This window comes from Paenibacillus sp. FSL R7-0297, assembly GCF_038009025.1.
Taxonomy (GTDB): Bacteria; Bacillota; Bacilli; order Paenibacillales; family Paenibacillaceae; genus Paenibacillus_AQ.
The window spans coordinates 5956664-5973518 of record NZ_JBBPAQ010000001.1 but is presented as its reverse complement, the minus strand read 5'-3'; the positions used below and the strand labels follow the sequence as shown (position 1 = coordinate 5973518).

Genomic DNA, 16855 nt, shown 5'->3' with positions numbered 1-16855 from the left:
ACGTTATCCGGCATTAATTTTATTATCAAGGTTGGGAGGTGAACCGTTGAGCAGCGCATCCGTACACAAACATGCAGCTATTCTGGATGCCGCTTACGAGCTTTTCGGTTCAGGCGGCTTCTACGAAACGAAGATGTCGGAAGTGGCAGAGCGTGCCGGAATTGCCAAGGGCACGGTCTATTTATATTTTAAAAGTAAAGAAGAACTGTTCATGGCGGTAACCCGCCGGGATTGTGAAGGGTTCCTGGAGCAGCTTGAAGCCAAGCTGAGTAGCTGCTCTATACTGACTGATAAGCTCTCCGTCATTGCCGAGCATCATCTGTTCTATTATTATGAGCGCAAGCAGCATACGAAGCTGTTCTTCCGGGCACCCAACAATAATCCCGAACTGGTAGAGTATATGGCACAGTTCATGGAAGCCTATATGCAGGCGGTAGTGAAGGTATTACTGGAAGGCGGGGCGTCGGAGCCGGAGCTGATGGCTAAGGCGTATATCGGAATGCTGGACCGTCTGAAGATGGATATACTGTTCAACCCTGAGTTTGCGGAAGAAGATGCGCATAAGCGGGCGAAGTTTGCTGCTAAACTTTTCATCACAGGAGCACTCGGCAGCTTGAAATCGGCACTCGGCGACCTTCCGTCTGAATTCTGAGAGCTATAGCCAGACCTGGTTTATAAATATAAGGCAAGCGAGGACAACTGATGAATATTATGACCGTGGAACACCTCTCCAAAAGCTACGGGGAGAAAACGTTATTCCGTGATGCATCCTTTGGCATGGATGACAGGGACAAGATTGGCGTCATTGGTGTCAACGGAACGGGGAAATCAACCTTTCTGAAGATTATCGCCGGGCTGGATACACCAGACGCCGGGCAGATTGCCATCGGCAATGATGTACGTGTACAATATCTGGCGCAGAATCCGCCGTATGAGCCTGGCAATACCGTGCTGCAGCAGGTTTTTGCCGGAGATGATCCAGAGCTGGCTACGATGCGGGAGTACATGGAGATTATGTCTCTGCTGGAGCAGAATCCGGGTGATTCCGGGCTGGAAGCCAGACTCGTCAAAATCGGGCAGGCCATTGATGCCGCCGGCTCCTGGCAGCTTGAGAGCGAAGCCAAGATTGTCCTGACCAAGCTTGGAATCACACAATTTGATGCCCGGATGGAGAACCTCTCCGGCGGTCAACGCAAACGTGTAGCGCTTGCAGCGGCGCTGATTACGCCTTCTGAGCTGTTGATTCTGGATGAGCCTACCAACCATATCGATACGGATTCCGTAGCCTGGCTGGAGCAATATTTGCAGAAACGGCGTGGCGCCCTGCTGATGGTTACGCATGACCGTTATTTTCTGGAGCGCGTAGCCAGCGTAATGCTGGAGCTAGACGAAGGAAGCCTGTACCGCTATGAAGCGAATTATTCCCGCTTCTTAGAGCTGAAGGCTGACCGCGAAGAGCGCGAAGCCTCGGTGGAGCAGAAGCGCAAGAATCTGCTGCGCACCGAGCTGGCGTGGATCCGCCGGGGTGCCAAAGCACGATCCACGAAGCAGAAGGCGCGTATCGACCGCTTCGAGAAGCTGAAGGAGAGTACAGGCGGGACTTCATCAGCCTCGATGGATATTTCTGTGGCTTCCACCAGACTGGGCCGCAAAATCATCGAGATCCAGGATCTCACGAAATCCATGGACGGCCGGACCTTGATTAAGGACCTGACTTATATCGCGGTGCCGCAGGACCGGGTAGGCATTGTCGGCAAGAACGGCAGCGGGAAGTCGACCCTGCTCAACCTGATCGCCGGAAAGCTCACGCCGGACAGCGGCGAGGTTCAGCTGGGGACAACCGTGAAGCTCGGTTATTTCACTCAGGAGCACCAGGATATGGATCTCAGCATGCGCGCGATTGAATATGTGAAGGAAGAGGCGGAAATCATCAAGACAGCCGACGGCAGTGTCATCACCGCCGGCCAGATGCTGGAACGGTTCCTGTTCCCGCCGGCGATGCAGTGGACCCCGATCTCCAAGCTCTCCGGGGGTGAGAAGAGACGCCTCTACCTGCTGCGCGTGCTTATGGGAGCGCCGAATGTTCTGCTGCTGGATGAGCCGACGAATGACCTGGATATCGGAACGCTGGCCGTGCTGGAGGACTATCTGGATGAATTCCCCGGTGTAGTCTTTACCGTATCGCATGACCGGTACTTCCTGGACCGTACGGTGGATAAGCTGATTGCGTTTGAGGACGGATCGATCCGGCTGCATGTTGGTGACTATAGTGAATATGAAGAATGGCTGGCAAAAAACGTACCTACCGGCAGTGGTGGCTCCGGCAAGACTGAAGGCGCTGGAGGCCGCAGTGCTACTGCCGCTGTAGAGCAGAGCGGGAATGCGCCAGCAGCCGCGCCGTCACGCGAGAAGCTGAAATTCACCTTCAAGGAGCAGAAGGAATACGAGGGCATCGACGAGGCCATCGAACAGGCCGAGCAGCATCTCGTAGATATCTCCGCACAGATGGAGGCGGCCTTTGCTGACTCCGGTAAGCTCCAGGAGCTGGTGGATAAGCAGCGGCAGGCCGAAGCGGAGCTGGAGCGCCTGATGGAGCGCTGGACGTATCTGAATGAGCTGGCAGAGAAGATCGCGGGTAAGGCGTGAGGTTTGCGGCGCTGCGGGGCGGGGTTAAGGATGTGACAAACTCTCTCCGCTGCTCCCCATTGTTGTGATATAAAATCCTGCCCCAAAAACAACATTTCCCTTATTTTATCGACCCAAATCCGCGATTGTTGTATAAAGGCAGGATTTAACCTTTTTCAAACGGCTTGGCAGGATTATACTTGTATTTTGTACTACAATCCTCCTGAACAGCTGGTTATTTATGAATCAAAGTTGCAAAACGTACAACATCTATGTCCGCGCTACTGCTTCCTAGCTCTAAGAAATTTCAATTCAGCCGGCAACGAATCAAGTGTGGGGAATTGACGATTGTCGTATCTCCGCCAGTCTCACAGTGACTGGCCGGTATCTTGTAGGGTTGTTGTCTAAGGAGCGGTTATATAGTTATTAATTTTTCCTGTCAGAATTATATTAGAGTTATTTATATAAGGAGGTCGCTGCCAGTGACAAGTACCCTCGAAGTTGCCATAGCGCTGCGGACCTCCGGGCAAGCAGAGAAAGCGAGAGTCATGCTGCTTCAGCTGCTGTCAGCGGATGACGGCAATGCCGAGCTGTACTATCAGCTAGCCTGGACGCATGATGTGCTCGGCATGGAACGCGAGGCCGTGCCCTATTACGAGCAGAGTCTTGCTCATGGTCTTCCGGATGAGGAGCAGAAGGCAGGCGCAATGCTGGGACTGGGAAGCACGTACCGGACGCTTGGGGCATACTCACAGTCCCGGGAGCTACTGGAGCAGGGCGTGCTTGAATTTCCGCAGCGTGCGGAGTTCAAAGCCTTCCTGGCCATGACGCTGCATAATCTGGGTGCGCATGCAGAGGCGATGGAGCTGCTGCTTAAGCTGTTGTCCGAAACCTCTGCCGATGCAGGGATTCACAGTTACAGCAAAGCTATTATGTTCTATGCAGATAAGCTGGAGCAGGTATGGTGATTTAAACGCACAACAGGAAACCCGGCACCTGAAGTTCAGAGGCCGGGTTTCCTTTTGCGCTGTGGAAGAAATACAACATTAGATTTCCCCGGAATAGCTATGCACCATATAGGACGCACTAAGAAATAACAAAAAGCGAAAAAAGCGGAGAGGGAACTTGGAACTGTGGAGCGATAGCGACCGCGCCTGAAAGCTTTCTCCAGGAAAGCAAGCTACGGAAGCATAATCAGCCACCGGATATCTACCGCGAACAGCGGTAATCAACAAGAAATCTGGGGGGGAGCGGCCGGAAGTCCAAAGGTTCACCGCAGTGACGACTAAGCTTCAAATTTAACTCTTAAGTGCGTCTTATATAGTAAATTTATGGTAGGATGTTCTTATGTATATGTGCTTAAATGTAGAAAGATTGTTTCTTCAATCTTACTGTTTGCGGAGGCGTGCATGATGAACATACGACTGAGAGATATAGGCTTAAGTGTCATGTTTGTTTCTGCTGTTTTCTTGTTCGGAAGGCCGGAAGCCCCCGATGAAGCCAATGAACACATTGAACACAATGTAGAGGCGCTCCAATACTACAATTATACCTCTGCACCAGTTATAGCTCACCCTATTTCAGCTGATAACAAGCTGTCCCGGAGGCATAAGGAAACTTCAGAACAGGATCTCACTATAGCTGTAGTTGATTCCGGCAAAAGCCCCGTGCAGCTCATTCCGGTCTATAAGAACGGGGATATACCGCGAATTGAACTTGTGCCATCCCTGTAAATTTTCAAAACATTACATTCTACTGTTGGATCGGTTGTAAATACTCAAGCCTGAGAGTGAGGCGGACTGACAAGCCGCTTTATCTCCAAAAATACTCTTTGGGAGGGTGAAGCGGACTGAGATTCCGTTATGTTATTGATTAAGCCCGAAATGAGGCATAATCGGTCATATAAGGGCCTCTGAGTCCGCTTGGACAGCGAATCCGCTGAATCTGCTCAAATAGCGGATTTTCAGTCCTCTTCACCCGGAAAGTATTATTCCATAGTGAAAAATAGGGATACGTCTCCCGCCGATGCTTTCCATAGTTCAGCTTATCTTATACAGTTAACAGAAAGAGTGCTGTGCCAGTTATGAATAGAACTGGCACAGCACTCTTTGGTTATTACGCTATAACATAGCTATAAGCATTGTGATCGGCATAAGCATCGTGGCGAGCAGGAAGGTCCGTGGCCGGGTAAGGCTCCGGGCCCCGGCTACTTCCCGCCCGCCACGGCAATCATCTGCACGACCGGCCGCGAATCGCCGGTCAGCACTACCTCGTCTGCGTTCATCTGCGATGAACCGTCTCCGTCGAGGAAGATCCCTTCCCGTCCCTCGCCGGGGACGGATCTCTGCACGGCGTTGCGGAACTCCGCTGCCGTGCAGAGCGAATTCGTGACGAGCAGCCACAGCTTGCCGGACTGGTCGTAGACCAGCCCGGAGCGCAGGCGCCGCTCGCCCTCAAAGGGAAGATGCTCTGCGGCCGCCGTAGCTGCCCACAGCTCTTCATGCTGCAGGTTCATGCTGATCCCGCCCTGCGCCCAGTAATGCCCGCGGTCACTCACCGCCAGGTCGCCGCCGGAGGCAACGACCTGTACGCTGAACGCTCCCTCGGCTCCATCCCACACCAGGGTTCCCCGCTCGTACTTCGCGTTGAACCAGCCGGAGCCGTAGCCATGCGGTGCGCCGTTCACCGGCACGTCGTTCATGATGGCGATGGACAGCAGGTCATCGCCATAGAAGAAGCCGCCATTGATTCCATAGGCGGCAATCTGTCGCAGCGGCTGCCCTGCGCGCCGCAGCACCACATCCTCCGGGTTCAGTGACATCATATGCAGCTGAACCTCGCCTGAACTCTCCGCATAGATGTACCTATGAGGGAGGCCGTCAAAGACCTCTTGCTCTTCATCATCTGTCAGCCTAAGCGCAGCCAGGATGATTACAAACACCGTCAGCAACACAGCGGCAGTAACAATCCACCACCTGCGATGCCCCCGCAAACTCTGCAGCCGTCCCCCAAACTCAAATCGCGCCGACACAAGCATCCCTCCGCAAACTCCGCAGCATGGCTAATGGCCTTCATAGTCTCTATGATTCATTCCGCACAGCCTAAGCTCACCGTGAACTCGCAGCCATATCTTTAATTCAGTGCGCCCCAACATAAGCGGCAAGCAGCTTAGCTGTATTCAACACGGCCTGCTTGTGTGTGCGCTCCATGGAGTGGGAGGCATGCACGCCCGGACCGATCAGCGCGGCCCGGATGTTGTTTCCGCCACGCAGCGCCGCTGAAGCATCGGAGCCATACTGCGGATAGATATCTACCGCAAAAGGAATCGCCAGCCCGTTAGCGAGCTCAATCAGCTTGCTGGTCATGGCATAGTCATAAGGTCCGGAGGAGTCTTTGGCACAGATGGAGACATCGGTCTCCTTGCAGCTTAGATCGTCACCCATAGCGCCCATATCCACAGCGATCATCTCGTTAATCCCGCCCGGAATCCAGGCAGCACCGTGTCCGACCTCTTCGTAATTGGAGATCAATAGGGACAGGTTATGGAGCGACTTCCAGCCTTCGCGCCGGATGCTCTCCAGGAGGCCGAAGATGGCCGCTACGCTGGCTTTGTCGTCGAGATGACGGGACTTAACATAACCGCTCGGCGTCAATACCGCACGGGCGTCAAAAGAAATAAAATCACCCACAGCAATGCCCAGCTTCAGCACATCATCTTTGGTCGAGACCACTTCATCAATACGGATTTCCATGTTCTCTTCCGCACGTTTGAAGTCGCGCGCATCCGCATACACATGCACGGAAGGGTGGCTGGTCAGGATTGTACCGGTATAAGTTAATTCGCTGCGCGTATGAATCGTGCAGTACTCATTCTCGATACTATTCATGGTGAACCCGCCGACAGAGGTCAGGCGCAGGGTACCGTTTGGTTTAATGGAGCGGACCATGGCGCCCAGCGTATCTACATGGGCACTGATGCCGATGGTGCGCGAAGGATCAAGTCCGGGAACAGTCAGGATCGCGCCGCCCTTCTCATTCCAGCTCAGCGGAATATTCAGTGCAGCCGCTTCTTCGGCCACAAGAGTCATCACCTGGGCGGTGAAGCCGCTGGGACTGGGGGTGTCGAGCAGTTTTTTGAGCAGGGTAAGGATATATTCTTCATTAGGCTGAATGTTAATCAAGGGGTGTTCCTCCTATTCGGTGTATGGTTATACTTGGGCTGATCCTTCTGAAGAGAGGACATCATTAGGGACAGACATTGAATCCATGGCATTACCTGCATCACGGAGCTTGGTCAGCTCTGCGTTCAAGCTTTTAATCTGCTTCTGCAGCTTATATTGGCGGAAAATGCCGTAAGAACCGACAACAACGCCACCGATCAGCGCACAGCCGAGAATGACAAGAATGAGCGGGATGCTGACAAAGTCGAACCCGAAATTAACGGGAACCGTATCCACATTCATTACTGCGAATACTGCAGTCAGCAGAGCGAAAAATAAACCTAATATAAGTGACCATTGAAATTTCATATAGCTACCTCCTCAGAATGGTATGACAATACAAATCCCCTGCCCGCAAGGGCAAGGGATTACTGTAATACTAAGCTTTCTGTCTTACTTGGTCAACTGCTCCATCTGTTCGATTACGCTCTCGAATACGCTCATTGCTTCACGGATCGGTTCAGGAGAGGACATGTCAACGCCGGCCTTGGTCAAGATATTGATCGAATAATCACTGCCGCCGCTCTTCAGGAAGCCGAGGTAACGGTCCACCGCCGGTTTGCCTTCCTCCAGAATCTGTTTGGCGAAGCTGGTCGCCGCCGAGAAGCCCGTAGCATACTTATAGACATAGAAGCTGTTGTAGAAATGCGGAATCCGTGCCCATTCCATCTCGATATCCTTATCCACGACCATATCCTTACCGTAATACTTCACATTCAGGTCGTAATAGATAGCAGAGAGGTCCTGAGGAGTAAGCGATTCGCCTTCTTCAGCACGCTGGTGAATGATCTTCTCGAATTCTGCGAACATCGTTTGCCGGAAAACGGTAGTGCGGAACTGGTCGGCATAATAGGTGAGCAGGTACATCTTTTCCTTAGGATCGGTCGACTTGTTGAGCAGATAATCCATCAGCAGGGCTTCATTGGTGGTCGAAGCTACCTCTGCCAGGAAAATGGTGTACTGGGCATCCCGGTATTTCAGCGTCGTGTCTGAATAGTAGGAATGCATTGCATGGCCCATTTCATGCGCCAGTGTGAACATGCTGTTGAGGTTGTCATTATGATTCAGCAGCACGTAAGGGTGGGTGCCGTAAGCTCCCCAGCTGTATGCGCCGGTGCGTTTGTTCTCATTCTCATAAACGTCAATCCAGCTTTTGTCGTAGCCTTCCTGCAGCACGCTTAGGTAGTCCTCGCCGAGCGGCTTAAGCCCTTCCTTAGTGATCTTCTTGGCTTCCTCGAAAGTAATATTCAGCTTGTATTCATCTACGAGCGGAGCGAACAAATCGTACATATGTAACTCATCTACTCCAAGCAGCTTCTGGCGCAGCTTCATATAACGGTGCATAAGCGGCAGGCTTTCATGGATGGTGTCGATCAGATTAGTGTAGACTTCCTTCGGAATATTGTCACCGTAGAGGGACATTTCCAGCACGGAAGGGTATTTGCGCACACGCGAGTAAAATACATTCTTGTTCACATTCGCACTAAGCGTAGCCGCGATGGTGTTCTTTTGCTTGCCGTAGGTCTCATAGACCGCTTTGAAGGCATTCTTGCGCACTTCACGGTCCGGGCTTTCCAGGAACTGAATATAGCTGCCATGGGTGAGCTCCACTTCCTGGCCATCTTCATTCTTGACCTTCGGGAATTTCAGATCCGCATTGTTCAGCATGCCGAACACTGTCTGCGGAGCCTGGGCTAGAGTGCCCACCTGAGCGAGCAATGCTTCTTCCGCTTTGGAGAGGACATGCGCTTTCTCACGTTTCATTTCCGTTAAGGTGAAGGTATAGTCAGAGAGAGAAGGATCGGCAATGAACTGGTCCAGGGTTTCGTTTGGCAGGGCCAGAATTTCCGGTGTGACAAAAGAAAGGGCTTCCCCGGCTTCAACGCCCAGCTTCTTGGCCTTTGAGGAGAGCGCCTGATACTTTGGAGCCGCCGTATCTTCATCCTGGCGCATGTGCGCATAGACATAGAGGCGTTCGGTAAGCAGGGACAGCTTGTCGTCCAGCTCGAAGCATTTCTTAAGGGCCTGAGGAGAATCAAGCTTGCCCTGGAAGTCAGAGGCGCTTGTGATTAGCTCCTTCACTTCCTTGTATTCGGCATCCCATTGTTCCTCTGAAGCAAACATATCTTCAAGCTTCCAGCGGTTCTCGGCGGGCACTTCACTTCTTTTGGGTAATTGTTCCATAGATATAATCCTCCTCGGTTGATGGGATGCAGCAGACATAGTCTCGGCTTGCGGCACTGCTGCGGACACATTCCCCGGCAGCAGGCTGAGAACAAGCAGCAGCGGGAGGGATTTGGAAGTAAACGACATGACAGCAGCCTCCTGAATCTTAAAGTAGGCTTAGTATGTCCTGCCAAATCCTGATTATTAATTCTTATAGTTACTTACGGTGAAATTATGCGAGCATGCTGTAAATAATGAAGACAAAAGCGAGTGCAATCATGATGACTGCAGTTAAGGCCATGCCGCGTTTCAAACGCGGCGGCATCTTGTCCTTGCTCATAATGAGCACGGCACCCAGACACAGAACGACAATTACATAGATTACAAGGCTCTCATTGTTCATTCGCGCTTATACCTGTTTGAAGGCAGCGATGATATTCTTGTACTCTTCTTCATTGTCTTTGTAGGACTCTTTGTTGAAGCGGTTGTTGACCCACTGCATCATGGCCGGACGGCTCATGAAGGTATGTGTTTCTTCTCCCCATTGATCGGAAATTTCACGGAGGATAATATAACGTCCCTGAACTTCCACTGTCATCATATTCCATTTGTCTGTTTTGTATATTTCATGTTTTTTGATCATTATCATTACCACCCTGGCGATTTTTGGCTTTTGGCTCAATGATAACGCACCGGAGAAGGGAAAAGCAAATTAAATCACGAATACAGGGAAAAGATGGATTGCTTTACAAGTATAGATGGAGTATAATGTAAGCATACGCCATATATGGCGGTATTTTTAGGAGGTTGTTCATTTGAAAGGTACAGTAAAATGGTTTAACGCAGAAAAGGGTTATGGTTTCCTTCAAGTAGAAGGCGGCGAAGATGTATTCGTTCACTTCTCAGCTATTCAAGGCGACGGTTTCAAGACTTTGGATGAAGGCCAAGCGGTTGAATTCGATGTTACGGATGGTAATCGTGGTCCACAAGCAGCGAACGTAGTTAAATTATAAGATACGGTCAGGCAGAGCTTCTGCCAGCCGCAATATATATTTGATGCAACACGCATTTGCATGAGTAGCAACAAGCAACTTAAGCAGCACACAGTTCTCTAGGGAACTGTGTTTTTTTATTTCTACTATAGAATGAGAATCCAAACAGCCATGCCACTCCCGGCTCCGGGATGGCATGGCTGTTTGGATAATTCCCACAATACAATACTCAGAGCGGAGTCCCGGCCTTTTTCCGTAACGGCCGGTCGGGGCCTCCCCCCACATCCATCAGGTGCTTGGACAGGAAGCCGATAAAAGCAAGGATTGAGAATCCGGTAGCCACCATATAAAATACAGTGCGTCCCGCATCCTGATAGATCAGGCCGCCGAAGGTGCCGCTGAGCAGACCGGCACCGCTGGACCATACAACCGTGAAGAGTGCCATTCCCGTTGCCCGGAGATGATCCGGGATCATCCGCGTGATATAGCGGACGGCGGTTACATAATAAATGCCGAAGGAGACGCTGTGCATAGCCTGAATGGCAACTACAGCTCCCGGCTCCTGAGCCAGTGACATGAACAGGAACCGCAAGGCAAACATCAGGCTTGCGAAAGCAAGCAGCGGCAGTTCCTTGAATTTGTCGCCGAATTTGCTCAGCAGGAAGAAGATAGGGATCTCACTAAGAGCGGAAGCCAGTAATGCCCAGCCGACAATCTCATCCCCGGCATTCATTCCCTTGAGGCTGATGGTCAGAAAGGCTTCATTCATGCGGTAACCCATAGCGAGCAGGAAGACACAGCTGAAGAACCACAGCACTTCTTTTTGAAATAGAATTTCTTTGAGACCGCCGCCTTTAAGCGGTTTGCCTGAAGCTTCCCCGCTTACGGGTTCGGGAACTGGCTCGCTGCGTTTCACATCCTTCAGTCCGAAGGTGATAAGTAGTGCGGTCACGACAATCACAATACAAATGCCTACACTATAGTCAGGACCGAGTGCTCTCAGCACATAACCGATCGTTAGGGCGAAGAATGAATACCCGAGCGAGCCGAATACACGGATGGCAATGAAGTTCCGACCGTGACGCTGGGCTATTTTGATGGCCATGGTGTCCGCAAGCGGAAATACAGGGTAATAGAAGAAATAGAAAACGGACAAAATAAGCATAACACTCGAGAAATCTGCGGCTCTGGCCAGAATGATAGCGGTTACCAGCTGACCTCCGAGCAGGAGGGCCATGATCTTCCGGACAGTGCCCAGACGGTCACTCATCATGCTCCAGAACAGATTGGAGAGGATGGAGATCAGCGGGCCGACAGAGTAGAGCAGACCCATCTGCGGGCTGCTGAAGCCCAAATGTGAATAGAATAAAGGGAAATAGGATACAACCAGCACACTGGTGCCGTATAGGGTGAACATAAAGGATCGCAGCCAGTTTTGATCGCTATATTGGCCGCCGCTCCGTCCTGCATACATGAACCTGCACTCCTCCAGATATGAAATAAAGCCTAATCTCATACATTTAATGTCGAACGGGTAATAGTATAGCATAAAGCTGTTGAGGCATGGGTTTCGTGGGAAAACGTTTTTCTGAATCTTTCAAGGTTTTGCGAAAGTGATTTTGTTGTTTGTACAAATACGCTCTGCATATTATAATAATGATGATTTGGATAAGGAGACAACAATGTGGAGGCACTGTCATTGAATGAATTTGAGCAAGGCCGTTACCTTAGTCCGCGCGGTCCCATTGGACTGATGAACAGGGTCTACAAGTACGTGCTGCCGGAAGTGCGGGCATGCCTCGATTTCTGGCGCCAGGATGCAGAAGGGATTCCCGATCCCGAGCTCCGCAAGCAAGCGCTTGCCAGCATTGAAACGAAGCAGTTTCATTGCGAAGGCGGCGGTATTTATGCCGCCGGCAATTTGTCGATGAGACATATACTGATTCCGCTAATTGTTGCTTATCAGACGATCAGTGATTATTTGGACAACCTATGTGATCGTAGTACTTCACTTGACCCTGCCGATTTCCGGCTGCTGCATCAATCCATGCTTGATGCAATTAACCCTGAGGCAGAGCCGGGGAATTACTACGAGCTGCGCAATGAACAGAATGACGGCGGATATTTGTACAGGCTGGTCCGCAAATGCCAGGAGATGACCTCCCAGCTTCCCGGATACGCCGCCGCCGCCGCCGAGATTCGTGATCTGGCCGTATTATACACCGATCTTCAGGTCTACAAGCACATCCGTCCGGAGCTCAGGGAAGCTGCCCTGAAGGAATGGTGGGAGAGAGAGGGCCATCGTGCACCTCATCTCGGGTGGAATGAGTTTGCAGCCGCAACCGGTTCAACCCTTGGCGTCTTTATGCTTTTTTTGGCCTCATGTGATCCCAAGCTGAGCCTGGACGCATCGGCTTCGATTCGCGCTGCTTACTTTCCGCATGTGTGCGGACTGCACATTATGCTGGATTATCTGATTGACCAGGACGAAGACCGGGCAGGCGGTGACCTCAATTTCTGCAATTATTATGACAACACTGATACCATGCTGAATCGGATCGCTTCCATCGTGGAGTGGGCTCGCAAGGATGTCCGGACTCTTCCCGAGACCTCAATGCATCGTATGGTCATCGAGGGGCTCTTGGCACTTTATTTATCCGATCCGAAAGTCAGCGAACAGCGGGAGGTTCGCTCTGTATCCAAACGGCTGATGAGAAAAAGCCCGCTGACCCGGCTATTCTTCTTCGTTAACAGCCGCTGGATACGCAAACACATGTATTAGTCGCACTAGATGCTGCCGGGGCTCATTCTGATACGGAGGATATTCGGCGTAATTTTAAGGAGGAACAAACACAATGGCAAACGTAAAAAAAATCGCAGTACTAACCAGTGGAGGAGATTCACAGGGCATGAACGCCGCTGTACGTGCGGTTGTCCGCAGCGCGATCTACTTCGGAATTGAAGTGTTCGGCATTCAGCGCGGGTATCAGGGTTTGCTCAACCGTGATATTTTCCCGATGGATCTGCGCAGTGTAGGTGACATTATTCAACGCGGGGGCACCATTCTTCAATCTGCGCGCTGTCTGGAGTTCCTGAATCCGGAAGGCCAGCAAAGAGGTGCTGACATTCTTAATGAAATGGGCATCGACGGCCTAGTAGTCATTGGCGGTGACGGTTCTTACAAAGGGGCGAACAAACTCAGTAAGCTAGGAATTAACACCATGGCTTTGCCGGGAACTATTGATAATGATATTTCATTCACAGATTACACCATTGGCTTCGATACAGCTGTTGGCGTTGTAGTGGATGCGATCAATAAGCTGCGTGACACTATGTCTTCCCATGAGCGTTCTTCGATCGTGGAAGTTATGGGACGCCACTGCGGAGATATCGCGCTGCATGCGGGTCTTGCCTCCGGTGCGGAAACAATCCTTGTACCTGAAATGCCGTATGACCTGAATGAAGTAGCGGACCGGATGAAGGACAATTTTGCCCGCGGCAAACGCCACAGTATTGTAATTGTTGCTGAAGGCGTAGGCAAAGGCGAAGATGTGGCGCAGGCACTCAAGGACCGTCATGCTTCTCTGGATGCCCGCGTAACAGTTTTGGGACATATCCAGCGCGGCGGAACACCTACTCCGGGTGACCGCAACCTGGCCAGCCGTCTGGGTGACTTCGCGGTCCGCAAGCTGATTGAGGGCGAATCGGACAAAGCATGCGGAATTATCAAGGGTGAACTGACTCTTACTGATATCGATAAAGTAGTGAATACTAAGAAAGACTTTGACACGGATCTGTATGAATTGGCTTCCCGTTTGTCCCAATAGTAGGAACAGGGAATTATTATTTTCCTTTAAGACCGCCTGAAGACAGGCGGTCTTTTTCCTGTGATTCTATTTAGAAAGAGGTGCTTAACTCGACATTTCTTTGCTCTGAGCTGTATAGATAAATAGGATTCCGTTATACGGGTGCCATGACCTACAGCAAGAACATCTTTTTACTTGACTATATACCCCCACCCGTATATATTTATACCCATAGGGGTATTATTCATAAGGGGGAATTAGAAGTGAGAAGAACTATTGTCATTATTGGCGGAGTAGCAGGAGGAGCATCAGCTGCTGCACGTTTAAGAAGATTGAGTGAGGAAGACCGGATTATTATTCTGGAACGTGGAGAGCATGTTTCCTTTGCCAACTGCGGGCTGCCCTATTACATCGGAGAAACTATTGATTCCAGAGAAAAGCTGTTTCTGCAGACACCTGAGGGTATACGGGCCCGTTTCAATATCGATGTGAAAATATTCACTGAGGCGACAGAGATTGACCGCGAACACAAGCTGGTACAATGCCGCAACATCAACACTGGAGAGGTTGAAAAGATTCCATACGATATCATAGTGTTATCTCCCGGTGCGCGGCCGATAGTGCCGCCTATTCAGGGTATTTCTGCTGCAGAGAATTTGTTCACATTAAGAAATATCCCCGATACCGATCGCATCAAGGCTTATGTTGATAGCCATCAGCCCAGACATGCCACAGTGATCGGTGCAGGCTTCATCGGCCTTGAAATGGCAGAGAATCTGCGGCAGCGGGGTCTTGAAGTAACTGTAATTGACCGGGGCCAGCAGATTCTGAATCCCCTCGATCCGGAAATGGCCCGGCCTCTGGAAGACCATATGCGACTTCATGGTGTAGAGTTGCGGCTGAATGAGGGTGTAGAGGCTTTTGAACAACAAGGCAGACTGCTTCGACTCTCCTCCGGTGAAGAGCTTCTAACTGATATGGTGATCATGGCAATTGGAGTCAGTCCTGAGAATGATCTGGCACGCGGCAGTGGCCTTGCACTTGGTATCCGGGGGGCGGTTAAAGTGAATGCCTCCCTGCAGACCAGTGACCCGGCTATCTATGCCGTCGGGGATGTCATTGAAGTGAAGGACCGCATCCAAGGTTTCGGTACCATGGTATCTTTGGCCTGGGGGGCGAATCGGCAGGGCCGTCTCGCGGCAGATCATATTAATGGACGCGAAGCAGCATACAGCGGAGCCATGGGCACGGCAATAATTAAGATCTTTGATTTAACAGCTGCGCTTACCGGTAATAACGAGAAGACGCTCAGGTCTCTTGGGGTGCCCTTTGAAGCTGTGCATATACATCCTAATTCTCATGCCGGGTATTACCCCGATGCCGCTCCGATAGCGCTCAAGCTGTTGTTCAATCCGCAGACAGGAGCCGTTTACGGAGCGCAGGCAGTGGGCAGCAGCGGTGTTGATAAAAGGATTGATGTCATTGCCACAGCAATTCGCGGCAATCTTTCAGCCGGTGAGCTGGCAGATATTGAACTGGCTTATGCTCCGCCGTATTCCTCTGCTAAGGACCCGGTAAATATGGCGGGTTACGTAGCCTCTAACCTCATGGAGGGACTCGTAAGAAACCTGCAGTGGCATGAAGTGGATGAATTCTCACGCAGCGGCGGACTTATTATTGATGTCAGGGATGAAGTAGAACAGTTATCTGGCTGTATTCCCGGTTCTATAAACATTCCGCTGCCGGAGCTGAGAGACCGGCTTACAGAGATTCCGCGGGGCAAGGAAATAGCGGTATCCTGCCAGGTGGGGCTGCGCGGCTATATTGCTGCCAGAATGTTAAGCCAATCCGGATACGCTGTAAGAAATGTCGACGGAGGATATAAAACTTATGCCGCTATGGCAGGAGGCGGGTCGCAGAGTATTGAGAAGCACATGACTTCGTCCGGTTTAGCGCTTCCAGATCCATCCGGCACAGGGAATAGCCCGAAAGAGGAGAAGACTGAACAGCGCCTTTTACTGGATGCTTGCGGATTGCAATGTCCGGGCCCTATACTCAAAGTATATGAAACTGTAAAGTCAATGGAAGCAGGCCAGCGTGTTGAAATAACCGCGACGGATTTTGGTTTTGCCGCTGACATTAGACAGTGGTGCAGCAAGACTTATAACACCTTGGAATCTCTGGATGTATCTGAAGGCAAAGTGAAGGCGCTGGTGCGCAAAGGATCATGGAATGCAGAAGAGGCTCTCCAGGTACAGAAACAGAACCCCAAAGTTACTGAAGGGACAACTATGGTTGTATTCAGCGGCGATCTGGACAAAACCATTGCCTCCTTCATCATCGCATCAGGTGCCGCTGCGATGGGTAAGCAGGTAACAATATTCTTTACTTTCTGGGGCCTGAATGTTCTGCGCCGTGGGCAGTCTCAGCGGGTGAAGAAGTCGGTTCTCGACAGAATGTTTGGAATGATGATGCCGCAAGGAACGCAAAAGCTGCCCTTATCAAGAATGAATATGGGCGGGCTGGGTGCGAGACTGATCCGCTACACGATGAAGCGTAAGAATGTAGATTCACTGGAGCAGCTTATGCAGGGGGCGCTTAATGCCGGTGTGAAGCTGATGGCCTGTTCTATGAGTATGGACATCATGGGTATCTCACAGGAAGAATTGATTGAAGGGGTAGAGATTGGCGGTGTTGCCAGCTATCTCGGTGCCGCAGAGGATTCGGGTGTTAATCTGTTCATTTAAAGGGGCGAAGAAACTGTGGAATATGACAAAGCAATAATAAACAGATTGAAGCGTATTGAAGGCCAGGTAAGGGGGGTTCTCAGCATGCTGGAGGAGGGCAAGGATTGCCGGGAAATTGTAACCCAGCTGACCGCGATCAGAACCGCTGTAGACCGCACTGCCGGTGCAGTTATCGGAGACAATCTGGAGCACTGCATTCAGGAGGAGCTGGCCAAGGGAAATACTCCGGATCAGGTCATCAAGGAAGCAGTACAGCTGCTTGTGAAAAGCCGCTAAAAAGAGCAGCCGCAGACAGGAGG

Annotated in this window: 16 protein-coding genes; 9 read left to right on the top strand and 7 right to left on the bottom strand. The window is 51.1% G+C overall.

Annotated features, from left to right (window positions below):
• Positions 1–46 precede the first annotated feature (46 nt).
• The 4 genes from MKZ24_RS26205 (at position 47) to MKZ24_RS26190 (ending at position 4358) form a co-directional block, all read left to right on the top strand.
• Positions 47–652 (top strand): TetR/AcrR family transcriptional regulator, encoded by a 606-nt coding sequence (locus MKZ24_RS26205; protein WP_042235008.1) that lies wholly within the window; start codon positions 47–49, stop codon positions 650–652.
• Between the two features lie 50 nt (positions 653–702).
• Positions 703–2646 carry an ABC-F family ATP-binding cassette domain-containing protein gene (locus tag MKZ24_RS26200; protein WP_340788293.1) on the top strand — a complete coding sequence of 648 codons (1944 nt, stop codon included), beginning with the start codon at positions 703–705 and terminating at the stop codon, positions 2644–2646.
• Between the two features lie 461 nt (positions 2647–3107).
• Entirely contained in the window at positions 3108–3593 is a 486-nt protein-coding gene (locus MKZ24_RS26195) for a tetratricopeptide repeat protein (RefSeq protein WP_340788290.1), read from the top strand.
• A 441-nt stretch (positions 3594–4034) separates the two neighbouring features.
• Positions 4035–4358 (top strand): hypothetical protein, encoded by a 324-nt coding sequence (locus MKZ24_RS26190; RefSeq protein ID WP_340788288.1) that lies wholly within the window; start codon positions 4035–4037, stop codon positions 4356–4358.
• Positions 4359–4831: 473 nt separating this feature from the next.
• On the opposite strand, the gene MKZ24_RS26185 is transcribed toward MKZ24_RS26190, so the two are convergent.
• The 6 genes from MKZ24_RS26185 to MKZ24_RS26160 form a co-directional block, all read right to left on the bottom strand.
• Positions 4832–5656, bottom strand: coding sequence for a hypothetical protein (locus MKZ24_RS26185; protein WP_340788286.1), 825 nt, complete (start codon positions 5654–5656; stop codon positions 4832–4834).
• A gap of 106 nt (positions 5657–5762) precedes the next feature.
• Complete coding sequence (locus tag MKZ24_RS26180; RefSeq protein WP_340790220.1) at positions 5763–6803, bottom strand: M42 family metallopeptidase; 1041 nt, start codon at positions 6801–6803, stop codon at positions 5763–5765.
• Between the two features lie 30 nt (positions 6804–6833).
• Complete coding sequence (locus MKZ24_RS26175) at positions 6834–7154, bottom strand: LapA family protein (protein ID WP_042235020.1); 321 nt, start codon at positions 7152–7154, stop codon at positions 6834–6836.
• Between the two features lie 84 nt (positions 7155–7238).
• Positions 7239–9029 carry an oligoendopeptidase F gene (pepF, locus tag MKZ24_RS26170; RefSeq protein WP_340790219.1) on the bottom strand — a complete coding sequence of 597 codons (1791 nt, stop codon included), beginning with the start codon at positions 9027–9029 and terminating at the stop codon, positions 7239–7241.
• Between the two features lie 214 nt (positions 9030–9243).
• Positions 9244–9414 carry a hypothetical protein gene (locus MKZ24_RS26165; protein ID WP_039299681.1) on the bottom strand — a complete coding sequence of 57 codons (171 nt, stop codon included), beginning with the start codon at positions 9412–9414 and terminating at the stop codon, positions 9244–9246.
• A gap of 6 nt (positions 9415–9420) precedes the next feature.
• Entirely contained in the window at positions 9421–9654 is a 234-nt protein-coding gene (locus MKZ24_RS26160; protein WP_036702226.1) for a hypothetical protein, read from the bottom strand.
• A 172-nt stretch (positions 9655–9826) separates the two neighbouring features.
• Between MKZ24_RS26160 and MKZ24_RS26155 the strand changes: the two genes are divergently transcribed.
• Positions 9827–10024, top strand: a complete 198-nt coding sequence (locus MKZ24_RS26155) for a cold shock domain-containing protein (RefSeq protein ID WP_036725228.1) — start codon at positions 9827–9829, stop codon at positions 10022–10024.
• 208 nt (positions 10025–10232) lie between these two features.
• Here MKZ24_RS26155 and MKZ24_RS26150 read toward each other — a convergent pair whose 3' ends face one another.
• On the bottom strand, positions 10233–11477 hold the full coding sequence (locus MKZ24_RS26150) for an MFS transporter (RefSeq protein ID WP_340788282.1): 1245 nt from the start codon (positions 11475–11477) through the stop codon (positions 10233–10235).
• A gap of 225 nt (positions 11478–11702) precedes the next feature.
• Between MKZ24_RS26150 and MKZ24_RS26145 the strand changes: the two genes are divergently transcribed.
• From MKZ24_RS26145 to MKZ24_RS26130, 4 genes are all read left to right on the top strand, one after another.
• Entirely contained in the window at positions 11703–12785 is a 1083-nt protein-coding gene (locus tag MKZ24_RS26145; protein ID WP_042242166.1) for a tetraprenyl-beta-curcumene synthase family protein, read from the top strand.
• Between the two features lie 73 nt (positions 12786–12858).
• The gene (pfkA, locus tag MKZ24_RS26140; protein ID WP_042235025.1) at positions 12859–13830 is read left to right on the top strand and encodes a 6-phosphofructokinase; all 972 of its coding nucleotides are present in this window, start codon (positions 12859–12861) and stop codon (positions 13828–13830) included.
• 242 nt (positions 13831–14072) lie between these two features.
• Entirely contained in the window at positions 14073–16556 is a 2484-nt protein-coding gene (locus MKZ24_RS26135) for an FAD-dependent oxidoreductase (RefSeq protein WP_340788274.1), read from the top strand.
• A gap of 15 nt (positions 16557–16571) precedes the next feature.
• Positions 16572–16832 carry a metal-sensitive transcriptional regulator gene (locus tag MKZ24_RS26130; RefSeq protein ID WP_042235028.1) on the top strand — a complete coding sequence of 87 codons (261 nt, stop codon included), beginning with the start codon at positions 16572–16574 and terminating at the stop codon, positions 16830–16832.
• Positions 16833–16855 lie beyond the last annotated feature (23 nt).

Excerpts from the sequence above, each read along its gene's own strand:
- MKZ24_RS26200 (WP_340788293.1), top strand. The coding sequence starts at position 703 with ATGAATATTATGACCGTGGAACACCTCTCCAAAAGCTACGGGGAGAAA.
- MKZ24_RS26190 (WP_340788288.1), top strand. The coding sequence starts at position 4,035 with ATGATGAACATACGACTGAGAGATATAGGCTTAAGTGTCATGTTTGTT.
- MKZ24_RS26175 (WP_042235020.1), bottom strand. The coding sequence starts at position 7,154 with ATGAAATTTCAATGGTCACTTATATTAGGTTTATTTTTCGCTCTGCTG.
- pepF (WP_340790219.1), bottom strand. The coding sequence starts at position 9,029 with ATGGAACAATTACCCAAAAGAAGTGAAGTGCCCGCCGAGAACCGCTGG.
- MKZ24_RS26165 (WP_039299681.1), bottom strand. The coding sequence starts at position 9,414 with ATGAACAATGAGAGCCTTGTAATCTATGTAATTGTCGTTCTGTGTCTG.
- MKZ24_RS26160 (WP_036702226.1), bottom strand. The coding sequence starts at position 9,654 with ATGATCAAAAAACATGAAATATACAAAACAGACAAATGGAATATGATG.
- MKZ24_RS26150 (WP_340788282.1), bottom strand. The coding sequence starts at position 11,477 with ATGTATGCAGGACGGAGCGGCGGCCAATATAGCGATCAAAACTGGCTG.
- pfkA (WP_042235025.1), top strand. The coding sequence starts at position 12,859 with ATGGCAAACGTAAAAAAAATCGCAGTACTAACCAGTGGAGGAGATTCA.